General features: G+C 38.8%; 15 protein-coding genes and 2 pseudogenes. 7 read left to right on the forward strand and 10 right to left on the reverse strand.

Features of this window, described 5'->3' with window-relative positions; all coding sequences use genetic code 11:
* Positions 1-181 precede the first annotated feature (181 nt).
* Entirely contained in the window at positions 182-439 is a 258-nt protein-coding gene (locus tag IQ259_RS16120) for a hypothetical protein (RefSeq protein WP_193886522.1), read from the forward strand.
* 236 nt (positions 440-675) lie between these two features.
* Here the strand turns inward: IQ259_RS16120 and IQ259_RS16125 are convergent.
* A pseudogene (locus tag IQ259_RS16125) lies at positions 676-903 on the reverse strand (transposase); the annotation flags it as partial.
* A 185-nt stretch (positions 904-1,088) separates the two neighbouring features.
* Here IQ259_RS16125 and IQ259_RS16130 point away from each other — a divergent pair.
* Together IQ259_RS16130 and IQ259_RS16135 are read left to right on the forward strand one after the other, a co-directional pair.
* Entirely contained in the window at positions 1,089-1,883 is a 795-nt protein-coding gene (locus IQ259_RS16130; protein ID WP_193886524.1) for a DUF2993 domain-containing protein, read from the forward strand.
* A 278-nt stretch (positions 1,884-2,161) separates the two neighbouring features.
* Positions 2,162-3,640, forward strand: a complete 1,479-nt coding sequence (locus tag IQ259_RS16135) for a dolichyl-phosphate-mannose--protein mannosyltransferase (protein WP_193886534.1) — start codon at positions 2,162-2,164, stop codon at positions 3,638-3,640.
* 31 nt (positions 3,641-3,671) lie between these two features.
* On the opposite strand, the pseudogene IQ259_RS16140 reads toward IQ259_RS16135, so the two are convergent.
* Positions 3,672-4,631: pseudogene (locus IQ259_RS16140) on the reverse strand (aldo/keto reductase).
* Positions 4,632-4,710: 79 nt separating this feature from the next.
* Here IQ259_RS16140 and IQ259_RS16145 point away from each other — a divergent pair.
* On the forward strand, positions 4,711-5,304 hold the full coding sequence (locus IQ259_RS16145) for a DUF1802 family protein (RefSeq protein WP_193886536.1): 594 nt from the start codon (positions 4,711-4,713) through the stop codon (positions 5,302-5,304).
* A 490-nt stretch (positions 5,305-5,794) separates the two neighbouring features.
* Positions 5,795-6,061, forward strand: a complete 267-nt coding sequence (locus IQ259_RS16150; protein ID WP_193886538.1) for a hypothetical protein — start codon at positions 5,795-5,797, stop codon at positions 6,059-6,061.
* A 601-nt stretch (positions 6,062-6,662) separates the two neighbouring features.
* Here the strand turns inward: IQ259_RS16150 and ggt are convergent.
* Positions 6,663-8,462, reverse strand: coding sequence for a gamma-glutamyltransferase (ggt, locus tag IQ259_RS16155; protein WP_193886540.1), 1,800 nt, complete (start codon positions 8,460-8,462; stop codon positions 6,663-6,665).
* A 136-nt stretch (positions 8,463-8,598) separates the two neighbouring features.
* Here ggt and IQ259_RS16160 point away from each other — a divergent pair, with 136 nt between their 5' ends.
* Positions 8,599-8,910: a DUF1778 domain-containing protein gene (locus IQ259_RS16160; protein ID WP_193886542.1), complete on the forward strand. Its 312-nt coding sequence runs from the start codon at positions 8,599-8,601 to the stop codon at positions 8,908-8,910.
* A gap of 3 nt (positions 8,911-8,913) precedes the next feature.
* Positions 8,914-9,426, forward strand: coding sequence for a GNAT family N-acetyltransferase (locus IQ259_RS16165; RefSeq protein WP_193886544.1), 513 nt, complete (start codon positions 8,914-8,916; stop codon positions 9,424-9,426).
* Between the two features lie 91 nt (positions 9,427-9,517).
* Here IQ259_RS16165 and IQ259_RS16170 read toward each other — a convergent pair whose 3' ends face one another.
* The 7 genes from IQ259_RS16170 to IQ259_RS16200 form a co-directional block, all read right to left on the reverse strand.
* A complete protein-coding gene (locus tag IQ259_RS16170; protein WP_193886546.1) occupies positions 9,518-10,705 on the reverse strand; it encodes a pentapeptide repeat-containing protein in 1,188 nt (395 codons plus the stop codon).
* Positions 10,706-10,949: 244 nt separating this feature from the next.
* The gene (locus tag IQ259_RS27775; RefSeq protein WP_370568041.1) at positions 10,950-11,129 is read right to left on the reverse strand and encodes a hypothetical protein; all 180 of its coding nucleotides are present in this window, start codon (positions 11,127-11,129) and stop codon (positions 10,950-10,952) included.
* A gap of 36 nt (positions 11,130-11,165) precedes the next feature.
* The gene (locus IQ259_RS16180; RefSeq protein WP_193886548.1) at positions 11,166-12,071 is read right to left on the reverse strand and encodes a glycine betaine ABC transporter substrate-binding protein; all 906 of its coding nucleotides are present in this window, start codon (positions 12,069-12,071) and stop codon (positions 11,166-11,168) included.
* A gap of 26 nt (positions 12,072-12,097) precedes the next feature.
* Complete coding sequence (locus IQ259_RS16185) at positions 12,098-12,730, reverse strand: ABC transporter permease (RefSeq protein WP_193886550.1); 633 nt, start codon at positions 12,728-12,730, stop codon at positions 12,098-12,100.
* Complete coding sequence (locus tag IQ259_RS16190; RefSeq protein WP_193886552.1) at positions 12,727-13,509, reverse strand: ATP-binding cassette domain-containing protein; 783 nt, start codon at positions 13,507-13,509, stop codon at positions 12,727-12,729. Before IQ259_RS16190 ends, IQ259_RS16185 begins: the two co-directional genes overlap by 4 nt.
* Positions 13,510-13,599: 90 nt before the next feature.
* Positions 13,600-15,303 carry a hypothetical protein gene (locus IQ259_RS16195; RefSeq protein ID WP_193886554.1) on the reverse strand — a complete coding sequence of 568 codons (1,704 nt, stop codon included), beginning with the start codon at positions 15,301-15,303 and terminating at the stop codon, positions 13,600-13,602.
* A gap of 88 nt (positions 15,304-15,391) precedes the next feature.
* On the reverse strand, positions 15,392-17,302 hold the full coding sequence (locus IQ259_RS16200; RefSeq protein WP_193886556.1) for an ABC transporter permease subunit: 1,911 nt from the start codon (positions 17,300-17,302) through the stop codon (positions 15,392-15,394).
* Positions 17,303-17,312 lie beyond the last annotated feature (10 nt).

A 17,312-nucleotide genomic window follows, 5' to 3' on the forward strand; every position in this document is an offset into this window, starting at 1 on the left:
TTACAGAAGAGAGCTTTTCTCACCTCACGGGCATCTGGGCGACTATCTATAAATTCTTGTAGTTCTGCGATGGCTACGCCCGCCGCAGGCATCGCAGGTTGTAGATGCTGATCTATCATTGTTTGTTCTTAGACAGATATATTCCTCCGTATTATCTCGTACACTTTTTCAGAAATCAAATATGATTCCTATACCTGTTTTCGCTGTACGTATGATGCCGAAATCATGGATTGATAAATTAATAAACAATGGTGGATTTGCATTGATTTTTCAGTATCAGCTCTATCCTTGGTCTCACAGTGAGTTAGCTAAACAAGTTTCTAAAAACTTAAAATTGCCTGTGGATTCCCCAAAAGCTATTCAAGATGGAACAATGCAGAGGTTTATCAACTGGCATTTGAATGTGATTTCCAAATTAAATTCACATGGCACTTCTTAAAAACCACGTAATAATAGGCATTACAGCCATTTTTTCCTCTACCCCTATGAATACGTAGTGTCTACTCTCTCCTAGATTCTTTAGCTAGATGTAGCTGTAGTGACCCCACTTGCAATTAAAAATGCCCTTAAGCCACGACCGCACAACTCCCACTAAAAAAGATGCTTACAGCACAATAATTTTCCTTTAAATAAAATAGCGTTTCTTACTTTTTACCTAATCAACCTGAGTTCGGGTTAAAGATAAGGAGGTAAAAGCCACTCTAGTTGAAGGCTAGGTTTCTTAGGTTGATGACAATAAGCGATTAATCCGCAAAGAACGTTAACGCAAAAATTAACGGGGCTGACGCCGGGGTACCGGCTACCGCTTCGCTATCGGTGTCTGGAATGTTCAATCTGAGAAATGTTCTTGAGTTGGTCGTTAATCGTCTCAATAATTGAGCGTTTACGAGACACAAGCTTGTCAGATTAAAATACTGAAATTATGGCTCCTGAATTGTATTTGATAAGCTGTAAAATCGGACACACTATTCACAGAAACATCAGCTATCTCAGATCAGTCTATCAGCACAATTAATCAGGGGATCGCTTGCTGTATTCTTTATATTTTGTTACAAAAGTACAAAGAACTTCTAGAGACCCATAACCAAATGTTCGGCGGACTAACTGGTTTACAAGATCCTAAAGGCACCGACTGGGGTGAGCGGATGCTCAACACAGTCGCCAGCCAAACGATTCGCCATTTGTTTACGCAAAGCGAGTCAGTAGAAGTCTTTGTACGCTGCTATCCCTCCAGCAAGTTGTTGCAAGGCAGCATTGATAGTTTCAAAATGAGTGGTCGTGGCTTAGTCATCCGTAGAGACTTTGCGGTAGAGGAGATGTCTTTTGAAACGGATGCGGTGGCAATTGATTTTGGTGCGGTGTTGAGTGGGAAATTGAACCTCAAGCAAACTACCCAAGCGATCGCTCAAGTTGTATTATCCGAAGCAGGCATTAACCAAGCCTTCAAGGCAGAACTGGTGAAGAAGCGGCTTGTAAATCTTGATGTACCTACCTTGACACAATTATCTGGTGGTAAGCCAGTTTCTTTTCCTGAAGTTCAGGTACAACTGCTGCCAGAAAATCGCCTGCGGATTGCGGCAAAGGCAGATTTAGATAATGGCGAACTAGTTCCTATCAACATGACAGTCACCATAGCTGTGGAAAGGCGGAGGCAGATTTCTTTTAAAAACCCACAAATAAATCTTGAGCAAGTACCAGCAGCCCAAAAGGAAATTTCTCAAACCCTCGGCGTGGCACTAGCAAATATTTTAGATAATATGGTCGATTTAGATCGATTTGACCTCGATGGAGTCAAAATGCGGCTCAACCGTTTAGAAACTGAAGGGCAAAAATTAATTTTTAGTGGATATGCGGAGATTGAACGTATTCCAAGTAACGCTTGAAATTACAGTTTTATGTCAAAACATGCAGCATATCTTGGCTAATTGATTACTTATAATCGCACCGCCGAATTGCTGCTGAACACATGATTTAAGGATTTTTCTGATCATGACTTACCAAAAATCAGATGGTGTTGAGACTTTGAACTGAGGATAGATTCAGAATTTGCGATCGCATAATAGTAGTGGTAGGGTGGGCAATGCTCACCCTAAAAATTTTTGTTAAAAAGCAAGACAAAGGGGAAAATAACTAAAGATTAATGACTGATGACGGTTGAGTAATGACTAAAACTTGGTTCCACATTGGGTTGGTGAGTATATTTCTGTTTTCACTTGCTTTGAGATTTTGGGGACTAGATAGATTTAACACCTTAGTCTTTGATGAAGTTTACTACGCTAAATTTGGGAATAACTATCTCACCCATGTCCCATTTTTTGATGGTCATCCACCATTAGGTAAATATATTATTGCAATCGGTATTTGGTTGGGTAGCCATGTGCCATTTTGGCATAATAACGTGAATGGACTCACAGGTTCACTGCGATCGCCTTGGGACTATCGGTGGATGAATGCGTTCTTAGGTTCATTTATTCCTTTACTAATTGCTGGAATTGCTTATCAGTTAAGTTATCGTCGCAGTTTTGCTTTACTGGCTGGTTTATTTACCGCTGTTGATGGTATATTTATCGTCGAGTCTCGCTATGCTTTAATCAATATATATATAGTTTTATTTGGTTTATTGGGGCAGTGGTTATTTCTTTTAGCATTAAATAATCAGAGAAAAAAGCGCAAATTATTTTTAGCAATTGCTGGTATTGCTTTTGGTGCATCCATTGCTACCAAGTGGAATGGTTTATTTTTTCTTGCAGGGATCTATTTCCTGTGGATAATTGCTTGGATATGGCAAATATTAGTCAAAAAAATTGATGGAATTGATAATTTATCTAATTCATCTATTAGCTATGAAAAATCAAATTCACAATGGTTATCGCCATTACAAAAATTAACACAATTGCATGTTTGGCAAGTTTCATTGTTTTTAGGAATTCTCCCAATTATTGTTTATAGCCTGACTTGGATTCCCCATTTACAGTTAGATACAAAGTATGAATTTATAGAAGTACACAAGCAAATTTTGGCTTTTCATGAACGCCTTGGTGGTAATAATGCCCAAGTTCACCCCTACTGTGCTGCTTGGTATAAATGGCCATTGATAACGCGACCAATGGCATATTATTATCAAACAGCCCAAAATACTACCGCTCCATTACCTGTATTTGGCCCTACTTTACCATCTGGTACAGGAAAAGTTATTTATGATGTTCATGCAATGGGCAATCCTTTTTTGTGGTGGTTTGGGATAGCGGCTATTTTCTTTTTATTTGGGATGCTAATTGTATCAATGGTCATGTTTTGGGAGCAACAAAAGCGTTTTACTTTACCTAAAAATTTCAGTGTCGATACATGGATTGCTCTGTATTTAGTGGTGAATTACGCCGCTAACTTAGTACCTTGGATGAAGGTGACACGGTGCGTTTTTATTTACCATTACATGACGGCTGTGGTATTTGTCTTTTTAGCGATCGCTTGGTTTGTCGATCAGTGTCTTCGCAGCTATTATCATCCACTCCGGGCTATAGGTGTTACTATTTCTATCGTCATTTTCGGCGCTTTTGTGTTTTGGTTGCCCGTTTATTTAGGTTTACCTCTTTCATCCGAAGGTTATAAACTACGGATGTGGTTTAACTCATGGATTTAAATCTTCGCTAATTTTTTTATTTGCAAGTCTTTTACCAATTCCACATGACTGGGTTGTTATCGAGGTGATCGGTGACAATTCTCCCAATAGCATCGATTTCGGCAATTTCATCAGCAGACAATTTCACATCAGCTGCTAAAGCGTTGTCTTTTGCTTGTTCAGGATAACGCGCACCTGCGATCGCATTTGTTTGGGGTTGGGCAATTAACCAAGCCAGGGCTAACTGAGCCAGGGTACAATTATGGCGTTTAGCTATGGGGCGCAATTTATCTAAGGCTTGTTGAGCGCGTTCAAAGTTTTCACCTTGAAATAGTTTATTCTTCGCCCGGTTATCTTCTGGCGGAAATTTCTGGCTGCGGCTAAACTTTTCCGTTAACAATCCTTGAGCTAAGGGTGAATAAGCCACGATGGAAATTTGATTTTCGATACAATAGGGCATAGCATCTTGTTCAACTTGCCGCCAAAATAGAGAATAAGCGGGTTGCAAGCTATCAATACGTCCATATTGTGATGCTTCTACCAATTGAACGCGAGAAAAGTTAGAAACACCAATCGCCTTAATTTTTCCCTGATCTTTGAGATAATTTAAAGCATTCATTGTTTCCTGAATCGGCACGATCGCACTATTAAAAGCTCCGGCAGGCCAATGAATTTGATAAAGGTCGATATAATCGGTTTTGAGGTTTTTTAAAGAGCGATCGCAAGCCTCAATCACTTGATCATACTTGAGATGGTTGGCAAAAACTTTTGTGGCATACTCTACTTGGTCGCGCACATCTGATAGAGCTTCGGCTACAATGCGCTCAGAGTGACCTTCACCATAAACTTCAGCGGTGTCTACAGTGGTGATTCCGGCTTCAAATGCAGCGCGGATAGTTTTAATTGAATCAGCGTCTTCAATTCCTACCCACATTTTTTTACCAGCTTGCTAAGTTCCCATAATTATGGGTGTGATTTCTACGGTAGATGTACCTAATCTTCGTTTTTTCATGATGCTTCCCTAATTCATTTCCCTGGATAGTTTCATACTTTAACGGTCTTAGCTTGAAATTAAATCAGAGTTACAGTAGATGCTGATGGAATTGACTACGACTTTACATGCTCTCAAAGAATGGTCTGTGGCGATCAATGCCTTGGAAAGCAGCCAAACAATCATGTTGCTCCGCAAAGGTGGTATCCATGAAAAAAATGGACGTTTCCAAGTTGCTCATAAGCAAGTTTTACTTTTCCCAACTTATGAACATCAACAGCCTTTTTTGCTAAAATCTGAATATGCTAACCTGGTATGCTCAGTAACTCCTGGTTGGCATCCAGAAACGATTCGCATCGGCAGTTGGGCTGAAATTACAGATATTTTGCCAATTAATGAGGAGTCAACTGTTAACGCTTTACTCCCGTTTCATATCTGGAATGAGTATTTTATTAGCGATCGCCTCAAGTGGAAACCAAATCAACCACTGTATATCCTCCTACTGCGGACTTATAAACTATCCCAAGTGCAAGAAATTCCCTATCTTCCGCAATACGGTGGCTGCAAATCATGGATTGATTTACCACAACCAATTAAGATTCAAGGTTCAACGCCAGTTTTGTCAGATTCTGACTATTCCAAAATAGTAGAAGAAATTCAAGCGATGGTTGATGCGCCTACGCCGCTATCTTGACTCAGCACTGATAACTAAAATTTACTGATGTAACTAGTAAAACAAATCATTTGTTATTGAACCATACCCCAAAACAGTAACTCTTGTTACATACACTAGCAAAAACCGCGGATACGATCAGAAAAATATTGCTCTCATAACCAGTGGAGCATTGCTGAGATGGGCTATGTTAATTCGCCTGTAAGCAATGCTTAGTTATTACCAGTCACAAAGTCAAGGAGATTAAGTCATAAAAAGCTTTTTAGTACAAAATTCTCAGCTATGGACACTTTTTGCAAGTGTATGTAGTCGAGGATGGAGTGATTTTGGAGTACTGCATCTGAAAAATTTCTCCAGATCCTCTATCAATTGGCTTAAGTAATTTTACTAAACCAATTTGTAGATAAATGGCCACATACTGGGGAGATAAAAAATTATCCCACAAGGGTGATGCAGGACTTGACAAAAGTCTGCGATTATGCAAATTTAGCTAAACACTAAGGAGTTTACCATGCATCGACAAATGTGCTGGTTATCTAAGTCTGGCAACGACGGAGAGAAAATTTTGTATTTGCAAGCCACATCTAATCAACCTTGGCGGCCTTACACAGCTTTTCCTCAATTTGCGGTTCCAGACTATCAAATCCCTGGTGGTTCTAAAGGTTGGGCAACTTATCAAAAACTTCTGAAGGCAGGCTGGACATTAGTACCCAGCGCTAGAGCAAATGAGTTTGGCACTCAGACTCAATACTCAGAGTCTATGGTGCAGAACCAATAGTGTAAGTGCTGAGTTGCAAGTGCTGTTAGCGTAGCGAGGCGCAAGCCCGTGCTGAGTGTAAACACCCGAAAATAGTGGGAAACTTGGTAGCCTCGTCTTTTCAAAGCGAGGCGGAAAAGTGACCCATGCGATTTTAATCGCAGTCAGAAAAATGGTAAAATAACAGAGTAAGTAAGGTAATACTCCTGCACGTTGAAGCTCCCTAGTACGGCGAACTCCCGGCATCTTCGGAATCGCATTGTGACGATATCCCAGGAATGTAAGTAATGGCAGGTAGCTGAGTGTACCGCAACATTGGCTTAGTGGAGAACCCCGGAAAGCATTAATTAATTAAATAACGTAGCTGCAAGACTCATGAGTGTTATATGTTCAGTGATGTCAAGCAGGTAGGGGGACTTTTGACTGTCCCTTCTAAGTGCTTCTTAGAGAATCCCCCGACTTTTTGCTTAAACGAGCAAAGCGAGGTTTAAGCAAAAAGTCGGGCGAGTGTCAAATTTAAGTTAAAGCTTAAAGCAATCAACAGCGTCCTAATCTATGTGACTACGACTGTACTTGAAAAATTTTCAGAAATGACAGTGTTGCATGAATAAGTCACAGCTGTTTACCAGCCTCTAGGCGAACCTTCACCGCGAGGATCGGCTGCTGCTTCTAAGCTGCCATCTGCTTGGACTACGATCGCATTAGCATTACCCCAAGGAGTATTTTGTTCTTTGATGTTATGTCCACGGCGGCGTAAGTCTTGCAGCGTCAAAGCATCCAAACTCCAAGGTTCCACACGCAACTCATCAGGAAGCCACTGGTGATGTATGCGAGGCACAGAGACAGCTGCACCAACGTCCATGTTGTATTCCAGCACATTCAGAATCACTTGCAATACCTGAGTGATGATTGTACTACCACCAGGGCTTCCCACTGCCATGCGGAGGTGATTATTTTCTGTAATTATTGTCGGAGTCATACTGGATAGGGGCGTTTTACGCGGTGCGATGCTGTTGGCTTCATTACCAACCAAGCCAAAGGCGTTAGGCACTCCTGGCGCGGCGGCAAAATCATCCATCTCATTGTTGAGTAAAATTCCAGTTCCTGGTGTCACCACACCAGCACCAAAACCCAGATTAATTGTAAAAGTCAGGCTGACAGCATTGCGTTGTTCATCCACAACGTTAAGATGGCTTGTCTCAGGCGATTCGTAGCGAGTGGCTTGCAGTCTTAACAACTTGTCGGGTAGAGGAACTATTTGATGACTAACTTGGCCAAAACGTTTGAGGATTTCTGGCGCTACTGGTTTGACTTCTGTTGCAGGTTTCGCCACATCTAAATTAATTTCTTGACGGCGCTTTTTGGCGTAACCTGGGCTAATTAGCGCTTGTGTAGGAACTTTAACAAAATCGGGATCGCCTAAATATTGTGAGCGATCGCTGTACGCAATCTTCATTGCCTCCACCATAAGATGTAAAATATGAGGATGATGCCATCCCCAAGATTTCAAATCAATGTCACCAATAATGTTCAACATCTGCAATAGATGAACACCACCCGATGATGGTGGTGGCATTGAACAGACTTTAGCTTTGCGAAATTTACCACACAGTGGAGTCCGCCAGATAGGTTTGTAGGCTTTGAGGTCTTCTAGTGTAATTAGACCACCATTTTGTGCCATATCTGAGGCGATCGCACGGGCAATTTTTCCAGTATAAAAACTTTGGGGATTCTCGGCAATGCTTTCTAAGGTGTGTGCTAAGTCTCGTTGGACTAATTTTTCTCCAGGCTGATAAAATTCGCCGTTGCGGCTAAAAATGGCGCGTGCAGCCTCATTATAGAGAATTTTTTTTTGTCTGGCTTGCAGAACTTGCAAAAGCCGCCAGTTTGATTCAGTGCCAATCACAAAGCCATTTTTAGCTAGAGCGATCGCAGGTTTGAGTACTTCTTTCCACGGCAGCTTACCATAACGGCGATGCACTTCATACATCCCTGCTACCGTTCCCGGTGTCGCCACTGCTAAATAACCATTCACACTTGCATTCGGACGCACCTTACCTTCTGCATCCAAGTACATATTTCTAGTGGCTTTGATAGGTGCGCGTTCCCGAAAATCCAACGCTTTGATGTCGCCAGTTTTCTCAGAATGCAGCAGTAAAAATCCACCGCCACCAATTCCCGCAGACAAAGGCTCTACTACAGATATACCAAAAGTTGTAGCTACTGCTGCATCGACAGCGTTACCACCCTGGCGTAACATTGCAAGTCCCGCCTCGCTGGCGAGGGGATGAGCAGATACTACCATCCCTTTTTTGCTGCGTAGCGGTAAAGTGATAGTGGCTGATGCAGCTTGGCTGTAACAAAGAATGCCAAAAGAAACTATGGTAAATACAACCCGTTTGGGTTTAGCAAAGATCCGCATTTTTATAGTGATTTGTTTAATATGTCTTAGCCTATCGCTTGATAACGTAATTATTTAATGAAATTTGCATAAATACTCAGGTAATATGAATATGTAAGGACAAAAGCCGTACATTAAAAATTAACTAGAGGTAATCATGGCTGATGCAATATCTAAAACCAGCCAAGCAAATTCAAAACTTTCTAAAACTCAACGTTTAGAAGCGCGAATTACAGAAGAGCAAAAAGAACTATTCCAGCGTGCTGCGGAAATTCAAGGTAGAACACTCACAGATTTTGTGATTAGCAATCTGATCAACGCAGCAAATCAGATTATTCAAGAACATGAAATAATGATTCTAAGTAAACGAGATCAAGAAGTTTTTATAGAAGCATTGTTTAATCCACCAGAGCCTAGCGCAAAATTAAAAGCTGCGGCTCAAAGTTATAAACAAAGAATGGGTATTTGAGCAGTGTTACCTGGTGCTAATGACGATTATTTTATAGAACCCCTAGGAAAACATGACAGAACAGCCTTTGATTGCGATGTCGAATCATTAGATCGTTATTTTAAACAGCAAGCCGGACAAGACGTGCGTCGGCGTGTGGCTGCTCCTTTTGTTTTGATTGAAAAAAGTTCTGGGAATATCTCTGGGTATTATACCCTATCAGCAACAAGCATTAAATTTTCAGAATTACCACCTGAAATAACTAAAAAACTACCAAAATATCCAACTGTTCCAGTAACTCTTTTAGGTCGATTAGCAGTTGACCAAAACCATCAACAAAAAGGTTTAGGAGAAATGCTATTAATGGATGTTCTCTATCGCAGTTTGCAAAGCGAAATAGCAACTATAGCCGTAGTAGTTGATGCCAAAGATGATGTGGCTCTTTCGTTTTATGAACATTATAATTTTATTCGCTTTACTGATTTTTCTCATCGACTATTTCTGATGATGGAGACAATTGCTAACATATTTATATGAGTATGTTAGGCAAGAAACAAAAATCAACATCATCAAGAGTAAAGGTAATTATAGCTGATGCAGTATCTAGGAGCAGCCAAGCAAGTTCAAATTATTTATTGTCTTTTAATTCTACTACTATGCCAAGCTGCTGACTAAAACTGGCATCATACTTAGCAGATTCCCAGCCTATAGCCTCTTTCATTTGACTCAATGTTAAACCGATAGCACCTCTAAAATCAGCCCCGTTTATCCTAGCTTCTTTAAAAGTAGCACCTGTGAGAATACTACCTTTAAAATTAACATTATATAGCGTAGTTTTATTGAAATTACTATCTTTTAAATTGTATGCAGACAAGTTGAATTCACGTAAATCAATTTCACTTAAATCAGCTTTTTCCTCCAGCTTACGCAGACCTTGCTCTTGGGGATTGAAGTTCGAGGGAAAAATAGTTCTATGATCGTAAATAGCTTTTTGTAGTTGAGTGCCTTGTAATTTTGCACCACTCAAATTTACAGCATTTAAATTAGCACCTCCCAAATTCGCACCTGTTAAATCAGCATTGGTTAAATCAGATCCGAATAAATTAGCACTAGAGAGAATAGCCTTATTCAGCTTAATATTTGTAAGTTGAGATGCCAAAAATTGGGCATAAGATAGCTGCGCCTGATTTAGATTAGCATTGGTTAAGTTAGCATAGGAGAAGTCAGAGTTAAATAAATTTGCTCCCTTCAAATTAATTTGAGATAAATAAGCATTTTTAGCGTTAATCCCTGACAAATCAACTTTGCGTTCATTTAAGTTTTGCAATGCGCTAATTCTACCGCTACTGGCTTTTTTACCCTCGTTAACGTTAATAATTGCCCAAGCATTATAATTAGCCTTTTCTATCTCTGTTGCTTTTTGTTCTCGCCGTTGAGGAATTTCATAAACAAAGGTGATAACACCTATCAAAACTGATAAACTACCTAAAGATGCAATGAGACGAGCTAATGGCTCAATCCGTTGTTTAAACTGTACAACAGGTGATAGTAACCAAGACCTTAGTGCTTCTGTTTCAACTTGTTTATTACAATAATTAGTGAATAATAATCTAACACTTTCCATTGGTAGATTATATTTTTGACTTATCCGGCACAATTCATATTCTTGATGAATTGGATCTTGGTTTTTGTAGAGAGTATTAAAACAGTTTAATAATTCTTTTAATTCTTCATTATTTATTTTTTCTACTTCTATTTTGGTTTCTTCTTCTAGTCTATTTAAATCTAAATTAGGTTGTTCTGATTCCTGCATCATATTATCTTTTTCCCTGGTTTGAGGTAATCTAATATTCAAGAATGGCTTTGTATATAGCCATCTTTAGGCAAAACTAAACTTTGTAAGTAAATCAAGCTTACTTACATTTTGTTTCTCTATTATTTTTCCCAATTTTCCTTAAAAAAATACAATTATAGCGATTATTGCATAGCAGCCTTACAAAATAAGGATTTTAGCAAAAACTTTGATTTTTATTTTCTGAAATTTATTCAGCAATGCCAAATCAAAAGGCTGGTTTACTTACTAAAACAAAACCCCGTGTTTTACCTGAAGTTCTATCAGTAGTGTTAATCGCTTTCCACGAATCTGTTACTTTTACCCAAACAGTTCCATGAGAAACACACAGCCAAATAATTGCAGTTTTAATATTTGTATCGATAGTTTTATGTAAAGTAGCTTTCATAAAGTTTATATCTCAATAATAAAATAGGTTTGTGCTTTAGCGTGAGGCTAAACCTTTAGATTTAAGAAACTCACTTACAACTTCTTTAATATCTCGTAATTCACCCTCAACTAAATAATTTAACTGCCGCATTTCATCTGCGGAAATTTTACCAGTAAGTTGAGCGATCGCCTGCTTTAATTCAGGGTATTTGTTTAGAATTTCTTGTCGTACAATGGGCGTAGCTTCGTATGGCGGAAAATACTGTTTATCATCCTTTAACACGGCTAAACCCAAACGAGCAATTTGCCCATCTGTAGAATTTCCTGCCACCATGTCTACCTGCTTTTGTACCAAAGCCCGGTATATTAAGCCCAAGTCCATAATTTGCGGTGATTTAGAGAAACGCAAATCATAAGTTTTCGCTAATCCTGGAAAACCATCTTCCCGTTCTAAAAATTCGTAACCAAAACCGCCGCGCCATTGAGGTGTATATTGTGTAGCCTGAGACAAGGTTTGAACATTGTATTTCTTAGCATCTTCGCCGCGTATTACTATTGCAAAAGTATTTTCAAAACCCAAGCTAGGCATAACTTCAAGCTTAAATTGTTGAGCGTATGCTTGTTTTAACTTCTCATAAACTACTTTTGGGTCATTGACAGATTTTTGTTTTAAAATTCCAGTAAAAGCTGTGCCTGTATACTCGATATAAGCATCTATTTTGCCAGCCAGAATGGCATTATGACAAACAAAAGAACCGCCTAAACGAGGACGACGGGCAACTTTAAGATTAGTTGTCGCTTCGATTTGTTGAGCTAATAATTCGCCTAAAATATCTTGTTCTGTAAAATCTTTAGAAGCAACGATAATATCGCCATTGCTATTATTAGAACTGGGATTACAAGCTGCGATCGCAAGCACCAAAGCAAAAGTTAAAATGAAAAATAGCAAAAATTTTTTCATTACTTCCCACTCATAAACATCCTCTGTTAATTTTTAATTTTTAATCTTTTCTCTAACCAGCCAATTAGCAAATCAGCGATTAATGCAATGATGGCGGCTGGAACTGCCCCTGCTAAAATTAACTCATTATTTACTACTGCAATTCCCCGAAAAATAAATACACCTAAACCACCAGCACCAATAGCTGCGGCAATAGTTGCAATTCCAATAGCAATTACTGTAGCAACTCTTACCCCAGCTAAAATTATACCCATTGCTAAGGGAATTTCCACTTGTAACAGCAACTGTCTATCAGTCATGCCCATACCTTTACCAGCTTCACGAATTGCTGGATCTACACTCGTAATACCTGTGTAAGTGTTGCGAATGATCGGCAGAAAAGAGTATACAGTTAAAGCTACAATTGCCGGAACAACACCAATACCCCCAATCACAGGTACAGGAATTAGTAAACCAAACAATGCTAAACTAGGAATAGTTTGCAGCACATTCGCAATACCGAGAATTGGTTGGCGCAGACGAGTTTGGCGGGTAATTAAAATGCCTAGAGGAATGCCGATAAGTGTTGCAATGGCAATGGCAATGCCCACCAAAAATAAATGTTCTAGCGTGTGCTGTAAAATTTCCGGGGCGTACTTAATCAGGAAAAAATCTTTCATATATTGTCTTGCAGAGAACGCAGACATTGTAGGAAAACTAGTTTTTCTGGATGTTGCGATCGCGAATCTCCTGCGGAGGAGGTTTGCAAAAATTCTTCTTTTGTACCCAATACTACCAGTTCTCCGCCGTACATCAAACCAATTCTGGATGCCAAAATAAAAGCTTCTTGGATGTCGTGGGTAACAAAAACTACTGTCTTGCCTAATTCTTGCTGTAACCGTCGAAATTCTTGTTGCAATTCCAGACGTGTAATCGGATCGAGTGCGCCAAATGGTTCATCCATCAACAAAACTGGCGGATCTGCGGCTAAAGCCCTTGCTACACCTACTCTTTGCCTTTGCCCTCCCGAAAGTTCATGGGGATAGCGCCCAGCAAATTGTCCGGGATCTAAACCTACTAGTTGCAACAATTCATAAACTCGTGTTTTGATTTGTTTTGGTTTCCAAGCTTCTAAACTGGGGACTAAACCGACATTGCGTTCTACAGTGAAATGAGGAAATAAACCAGTTTCTTGAATTACATAACCAATCTTGCGCCGCAGTTTAATTTCATCCCATTGAGTGGTGGGAATGCTATCAAAAACCACTTCACCTTTCGTCGGTGTAAAGAGGCGATTGATTAATTTCATTGTGGTGGTTTTGCCGCTACCACTGCGTCCAAGTAATACTAAAGCTTCTCCCTGATAAATGGAGAAATTTAGGTTAGATACTAAGGGGCGATGGTTGCGACTAAAGGTGACATCGCGGAATTCAACAGCAATTTGCCGATTTTGCGTCATGTTTGACTGTTGGTAAAGGCTAGTTATGCGATCGCTTTTGTTTCGTTCTGGTTATTTTAAATCCTAAAGTATGTAAGCAACACAAATCTGTTAATTTTTTGCCAACAATGCTTTAGTAGCAGACTCTCCTGCTTTTTGTAACTTCCGTGTCAGTTGAGATACTAATATTGTCAGAATACAAAAATGCCCAAGAATTGCTAGAAAAGGAGCAAATGATAATGTGTTGTCTCCTGGAGGAGATAAAGCAATTAGTGGTGCAGCAATTGAAAAGAGCCACACAAAAGAATTGTTGTCAGGATTAGAAAAGAATAAAGCTAAGAGAATTGGGGGTAAAACAATAACTGCAATTAAAACACCTGTTGCCCACAATAGCCGCTGCTCGTTTTTCGTGAACAAAATTAATTGGGTTAAGGCGGCATAAATTATGGCTAAACTACCAGCAAAAGCCAGTGCCATCAAAGAATTAACTTTTTCATCTGTGCTGACATGCGAGAGTAAAATTAATAAGCTAATACAGGTAATAGCGATTGTGGCATTAATTGCGATCGCTAAAATTCCTGGACTTTTTTCACCCCAAATTAAATCATTAAGTAAGCTAGGTTGCTCCAATCTTTTGCTATAAGAAATGTGTCTATATCTTGCCCAGTCTTGTAGTGTTTGGCGACTTGGAATTAGGGCAGCAATTAAATATAAAATTAGCCCTAAATTTAAAATCATTAACAACGCAATATTTTCGTGAATTACATAATAACCATGTGAATAACTGAAGACTAATTTTTGCCAGTTAGCACATCCTAAAGTGATGAGTGTAAAGCAAATAGTGAGTAAATAACTTTGCTTTTTACTTAACATGGTGGTGTTGGAGACACGAAAGCAACGCTGTAAAGATTGCCAAATAAAGTACGCACCTATAAAGTAAACTACCAAAGCAAAGCCAATAGTAGTAATAAAATCTTTTCCTAAAGGCAAGATAAACCAATTGAAGTTGGTAAACTGTGGAATGCGATCGATGAATTTAAAATTGAAGTTAGGTGATGGAATTAAAAAATATGGATTAATTAATCCAAGCATAGTAAGTGGAGAATCAGCAGAGAAATTAGGTGCGATCGCTTGCTTAGTAAATATGAGATAACCTAATAATGCGCCACTACCTAACCAAGCTTGAAAACTACCCAACCAAGTACCTACTAAGCCAAATAGTAATGCAGCGCTGTAGTAGCAAAAACTGGCAGCAACAACCACAGTGTAAAAAATCAGAATTGAACTTAAAGAAAGTTTGGCGTTCAATCCTGACCATAAATTTAAAGGTAATGCTACCAATACTGCAACATACAATAAGACAGGAACACCTAGCATTTTTCCCCATAAAATACTTTGGGGTGACTGAGGACTAAGGCGAATAAAATTGAGTGTATCTCGCTGTTCTTCCGTTGCTAAATCATTAATTAGTAAATAGGTTCCCGCTACTAATAATGTAAAGCAAGCAATAATACTCAACCAAGTGAAGATATCAAACGACCACAATTGCCAATTGATAATGACTTTACCTAATCCATCACTTAGGCATTCTGGTAAACTATATGGTGTTTCACCTGTACAATATTTGTTGGGAATTTTTTGAAATCCACTCAGACGCGTAGGTAACTGGGCTTGGAACGACATGAATAATATAAATTGACCCAGCAGCGATATCGTAGACGCTAATAAGATGTTACGTGGCTTAAGTCGCCCTTTGAGTTCCCGAAATAACTGAGGATTCCAATTTCCTAGGCGAGTTATTAAAGTTTGTATCATGCCTCGTTCTCCAAATGATTATTTAGAAAATAGGTTTAAAGAAACTAGATATTTTATTATTCTCTAGTTCCTAGTTTTTATTTCTGATCTAGCGTCCTGCTAACAATGCTTTTGTAGCAGATTCTCCGGCTAATTTTACCTGATTTGTTAAATGTAAATTTAACAATCCTAAAACAGTGAAATTAGCTAAAAATGATAGAAAAACTGTAATTGTTGCTGAGTCTTTCAGCCCCATCCAAGGAAAAGTAGAAAATAGCCACAAGAAAGAATTAGTTTCAGGTGTGATTCTCAGCACACCGAAAATTATCGGCGGTACAAACATCACTATACCTACAGTTGCGATCGCCCACAACACCCGCTTAGGAGTTTTTAGTAATAGGATTCTCTGGGCTATGGTGGCGTAAATCATTGTCATGGTGATGAATAGAGCCACAGCTAAAATGGCTTTCATTCTGCCAATTGTGTTGACCCAATCTATACTGTTGTTATGGTTAATATTTAAAGCTGGTGCAAGGACAATCCAAACTAACACAGGGATAGTAATTATCAACAGACTAATCCCTATTGTTACAATTACAGGACTTTTATCGTTCCAAATTAAATCCCCCCATAAAGATTTCTTCACAAAAGTATTATCACTAGATGTTTGTTGATGGCGATATCTTGCCCAATCTTGTATTTGTTGTCGGTGAGGAGACAAAGTTGCTAACAAGCCAATGAGTAAAACTAAGTTAAATGCTACAAGAAAAACAAAGTTTTGACCAATTTGGTGATTCAAATCGTAATAACAAGTATTAGTGTCATATCTAGGGTAAGACGGGCAGTAATTTTTTGTATATTGTAGAGTAAAACCCCAAAAAATTACTTGAGAACAAATTACGACTAAGTAACTTTGACCTTTACTTAGCAGTGTTGTATTTGGATTGCGAAAGCGCCGTTTTAGCGCTTGCCAAATCCAATATGAACCAACGGCATAATTCAACAAATTTAATCCCAGAAATGTGAAAATGCTTTTTCCGAATGGTACATAGAAAAACTGCACTTCCTGAAATACCGATTGATTATTTCTGCGAAACAAATTTGGAAATAGATACTTGGTCATATCAAAAGGACTTAATAGCCTGAGCCAAGTAGCTGTATTATGAAAGCTTGGTGTATGAAATGCAAATTGCATTGTAGTCATCAAAAATATGATAACTGCACCACTGGCTAACCAAGGCTGAAAACTACTAAATCGATTACTTATTAAGCCAAATAATAATGTGGCACTGTAGAAAAAGAAGCAACTAGCAGCTAGAACTAGATAAAAGCTGAAAATGTAACTTGAGGCAATTTTTGCAGAAATTCCTGACCAGATATGTAAAGGAATCGCAGCCAGAGTCATCAGATAAATAACAATTGGTACTCCTAACATTTTGCCAGTTAAGATGCTGGTTTCTGATTGAGGACTGAGGCGTAAAAAATTTAAAGTACCACGTCGTTCTTCTTGGGCTAAGTTATTGACTAGTAAATAAGTACCTGCTACTAAAAGCATGTAGATAAAAACTACACAGAGTGTGAGAAATATGTATTCCCAGTGGTCTCGCCACCACATTTGAAAGTTAATTTCTGGTGTGGGACATGATTGCTGATATAAAATACCATCTAACTGCTTTTGTTGTGCTTGCAGAGATTGTAATTGCCCTTTGAAATGCTGAACTTGTGTTAAATCATAGTTTTTCTTACTGTTATAGAAAGTGATTTTTGTCTGAGTTTGCGATATGAGTTTATAAACTGAGTTTAGTTGTTGTTGATAGCCTTTACTCAGATTACAGTACCCGCCATTCATGGGATATTTATCACTAGGATATTGTCCAAGCTGATAGAGAAAAAGTCCTAGTTGCCCAATTAGCGATATAGTGAAGGCAAATATTACATTAAAAATTTTCAGACGACCTTTAATTTCCCGCAAAAGCTGTGGATTCCAGTCACCTATTTTGTCTAAGAGATTGAGATACATATTGTAAATT

This window comes from Fortiea sp. LEGE XX443, assembly GCF_015206815.1.
Taxonomy (GTDB): Bacteria; Cyanobacteriota; Cyanobacteriia; order Cyanobacteriales; family Nostocaceae; genus Nostoc_B.

Coding starts and splice junctions, on each gene's coding strand:
- IQ259_RS16120 (WP_193886522.1), top strand. CDS start 182: ATGATTCCTATACCTGTTTTCGCTGTACGTATGATGCCGAAATCATGG.
- IQ259_RS16130 (WP_193886524.1), top strand. CDS start 1,089: ATGTTCGGCGGACTAACTGGTTTACAAGATCCTAAAGGCACCGACTGG.
- IQ259_RS16135 (WP_193886534.1), top strand. CDS start 2,162: ATGACTAAAACTTGGTTCCACATTGGGTTGGTGAGTATATTTCTGTTT.
- IQ259_RS16145 (WP_193886536.1), top strand. CDS start 4,711: ATGCTGATGGAATTGACTACGACTTTACATGCTCTCAAAGAATGGTCT.
- IQ259_RS16150 (WP_193886538.1), top strand. CDS start 5,795: ATGCATCGACAAATGTGCTGGTTATCTAAGTCTGGCAACGACGGAGAG.
- ggt (WP_193886540.1), bottom strand. CDS start 8,462: ATGCGGATCTTTGCTAAACCCAAACGGGTTGTATTTACCATAGTTTCT.
- IQ259_RS16160 (WP_193886542.1), top strand. CDS start 8,599: ATGGCTGATGCAATATCTAAAACCAGCCAAGCAAATTCAAAACTTTCT.
- IQ259_RS16170 (WP_193886546.1), bottom strand. CDS start 10,705: ATGATGCAGGAATCAGAACAACCTAATTTAGATTTAAATAGACTAGAA.
- IQ259_RS27775 (WP_370568041.1), bottom strand. CDS start 11,129: ATGAAAGCTACTTTACATAAAACTATCGATACAAATATTAAAACTGCA.
- IQ259_RS16180 (WP_193886548.1), bottom strand. CDS start 12,071: ATGAAAAAATTTTTGCTATTTTTCATTTTAACTTTTGCTTTGGTGCTT.
- IQ259_RS16185 (WP_193886550.1), bottom strand. CDS start 12,730: ATGAAAGATTTTTTCCTGATTAAGTACGCCCCGGAAATTTTACAGCAC.
- IQ259_RS16190 (WP_193886552.1), bottom strand. CDS start 13,509: ATGACGCAAAATCGGCAAATTGCTGTTGAATTCCGCGATGTCACCTTT.
- IQ259_RS16195 (WP_193886554.1), bottom strand. CDS start 15,303: ATGATACAAACTTTAATAACTCGCCTAGGAAATTGGAATCCTCAGTTA.
- IQ259_RS16200 (WP_193886556.1), bottom strand. CDS start 17,302: ATGTATCTCAATCTCTTAGACAAAATAGGTGACTGGAATCCACAGCTT.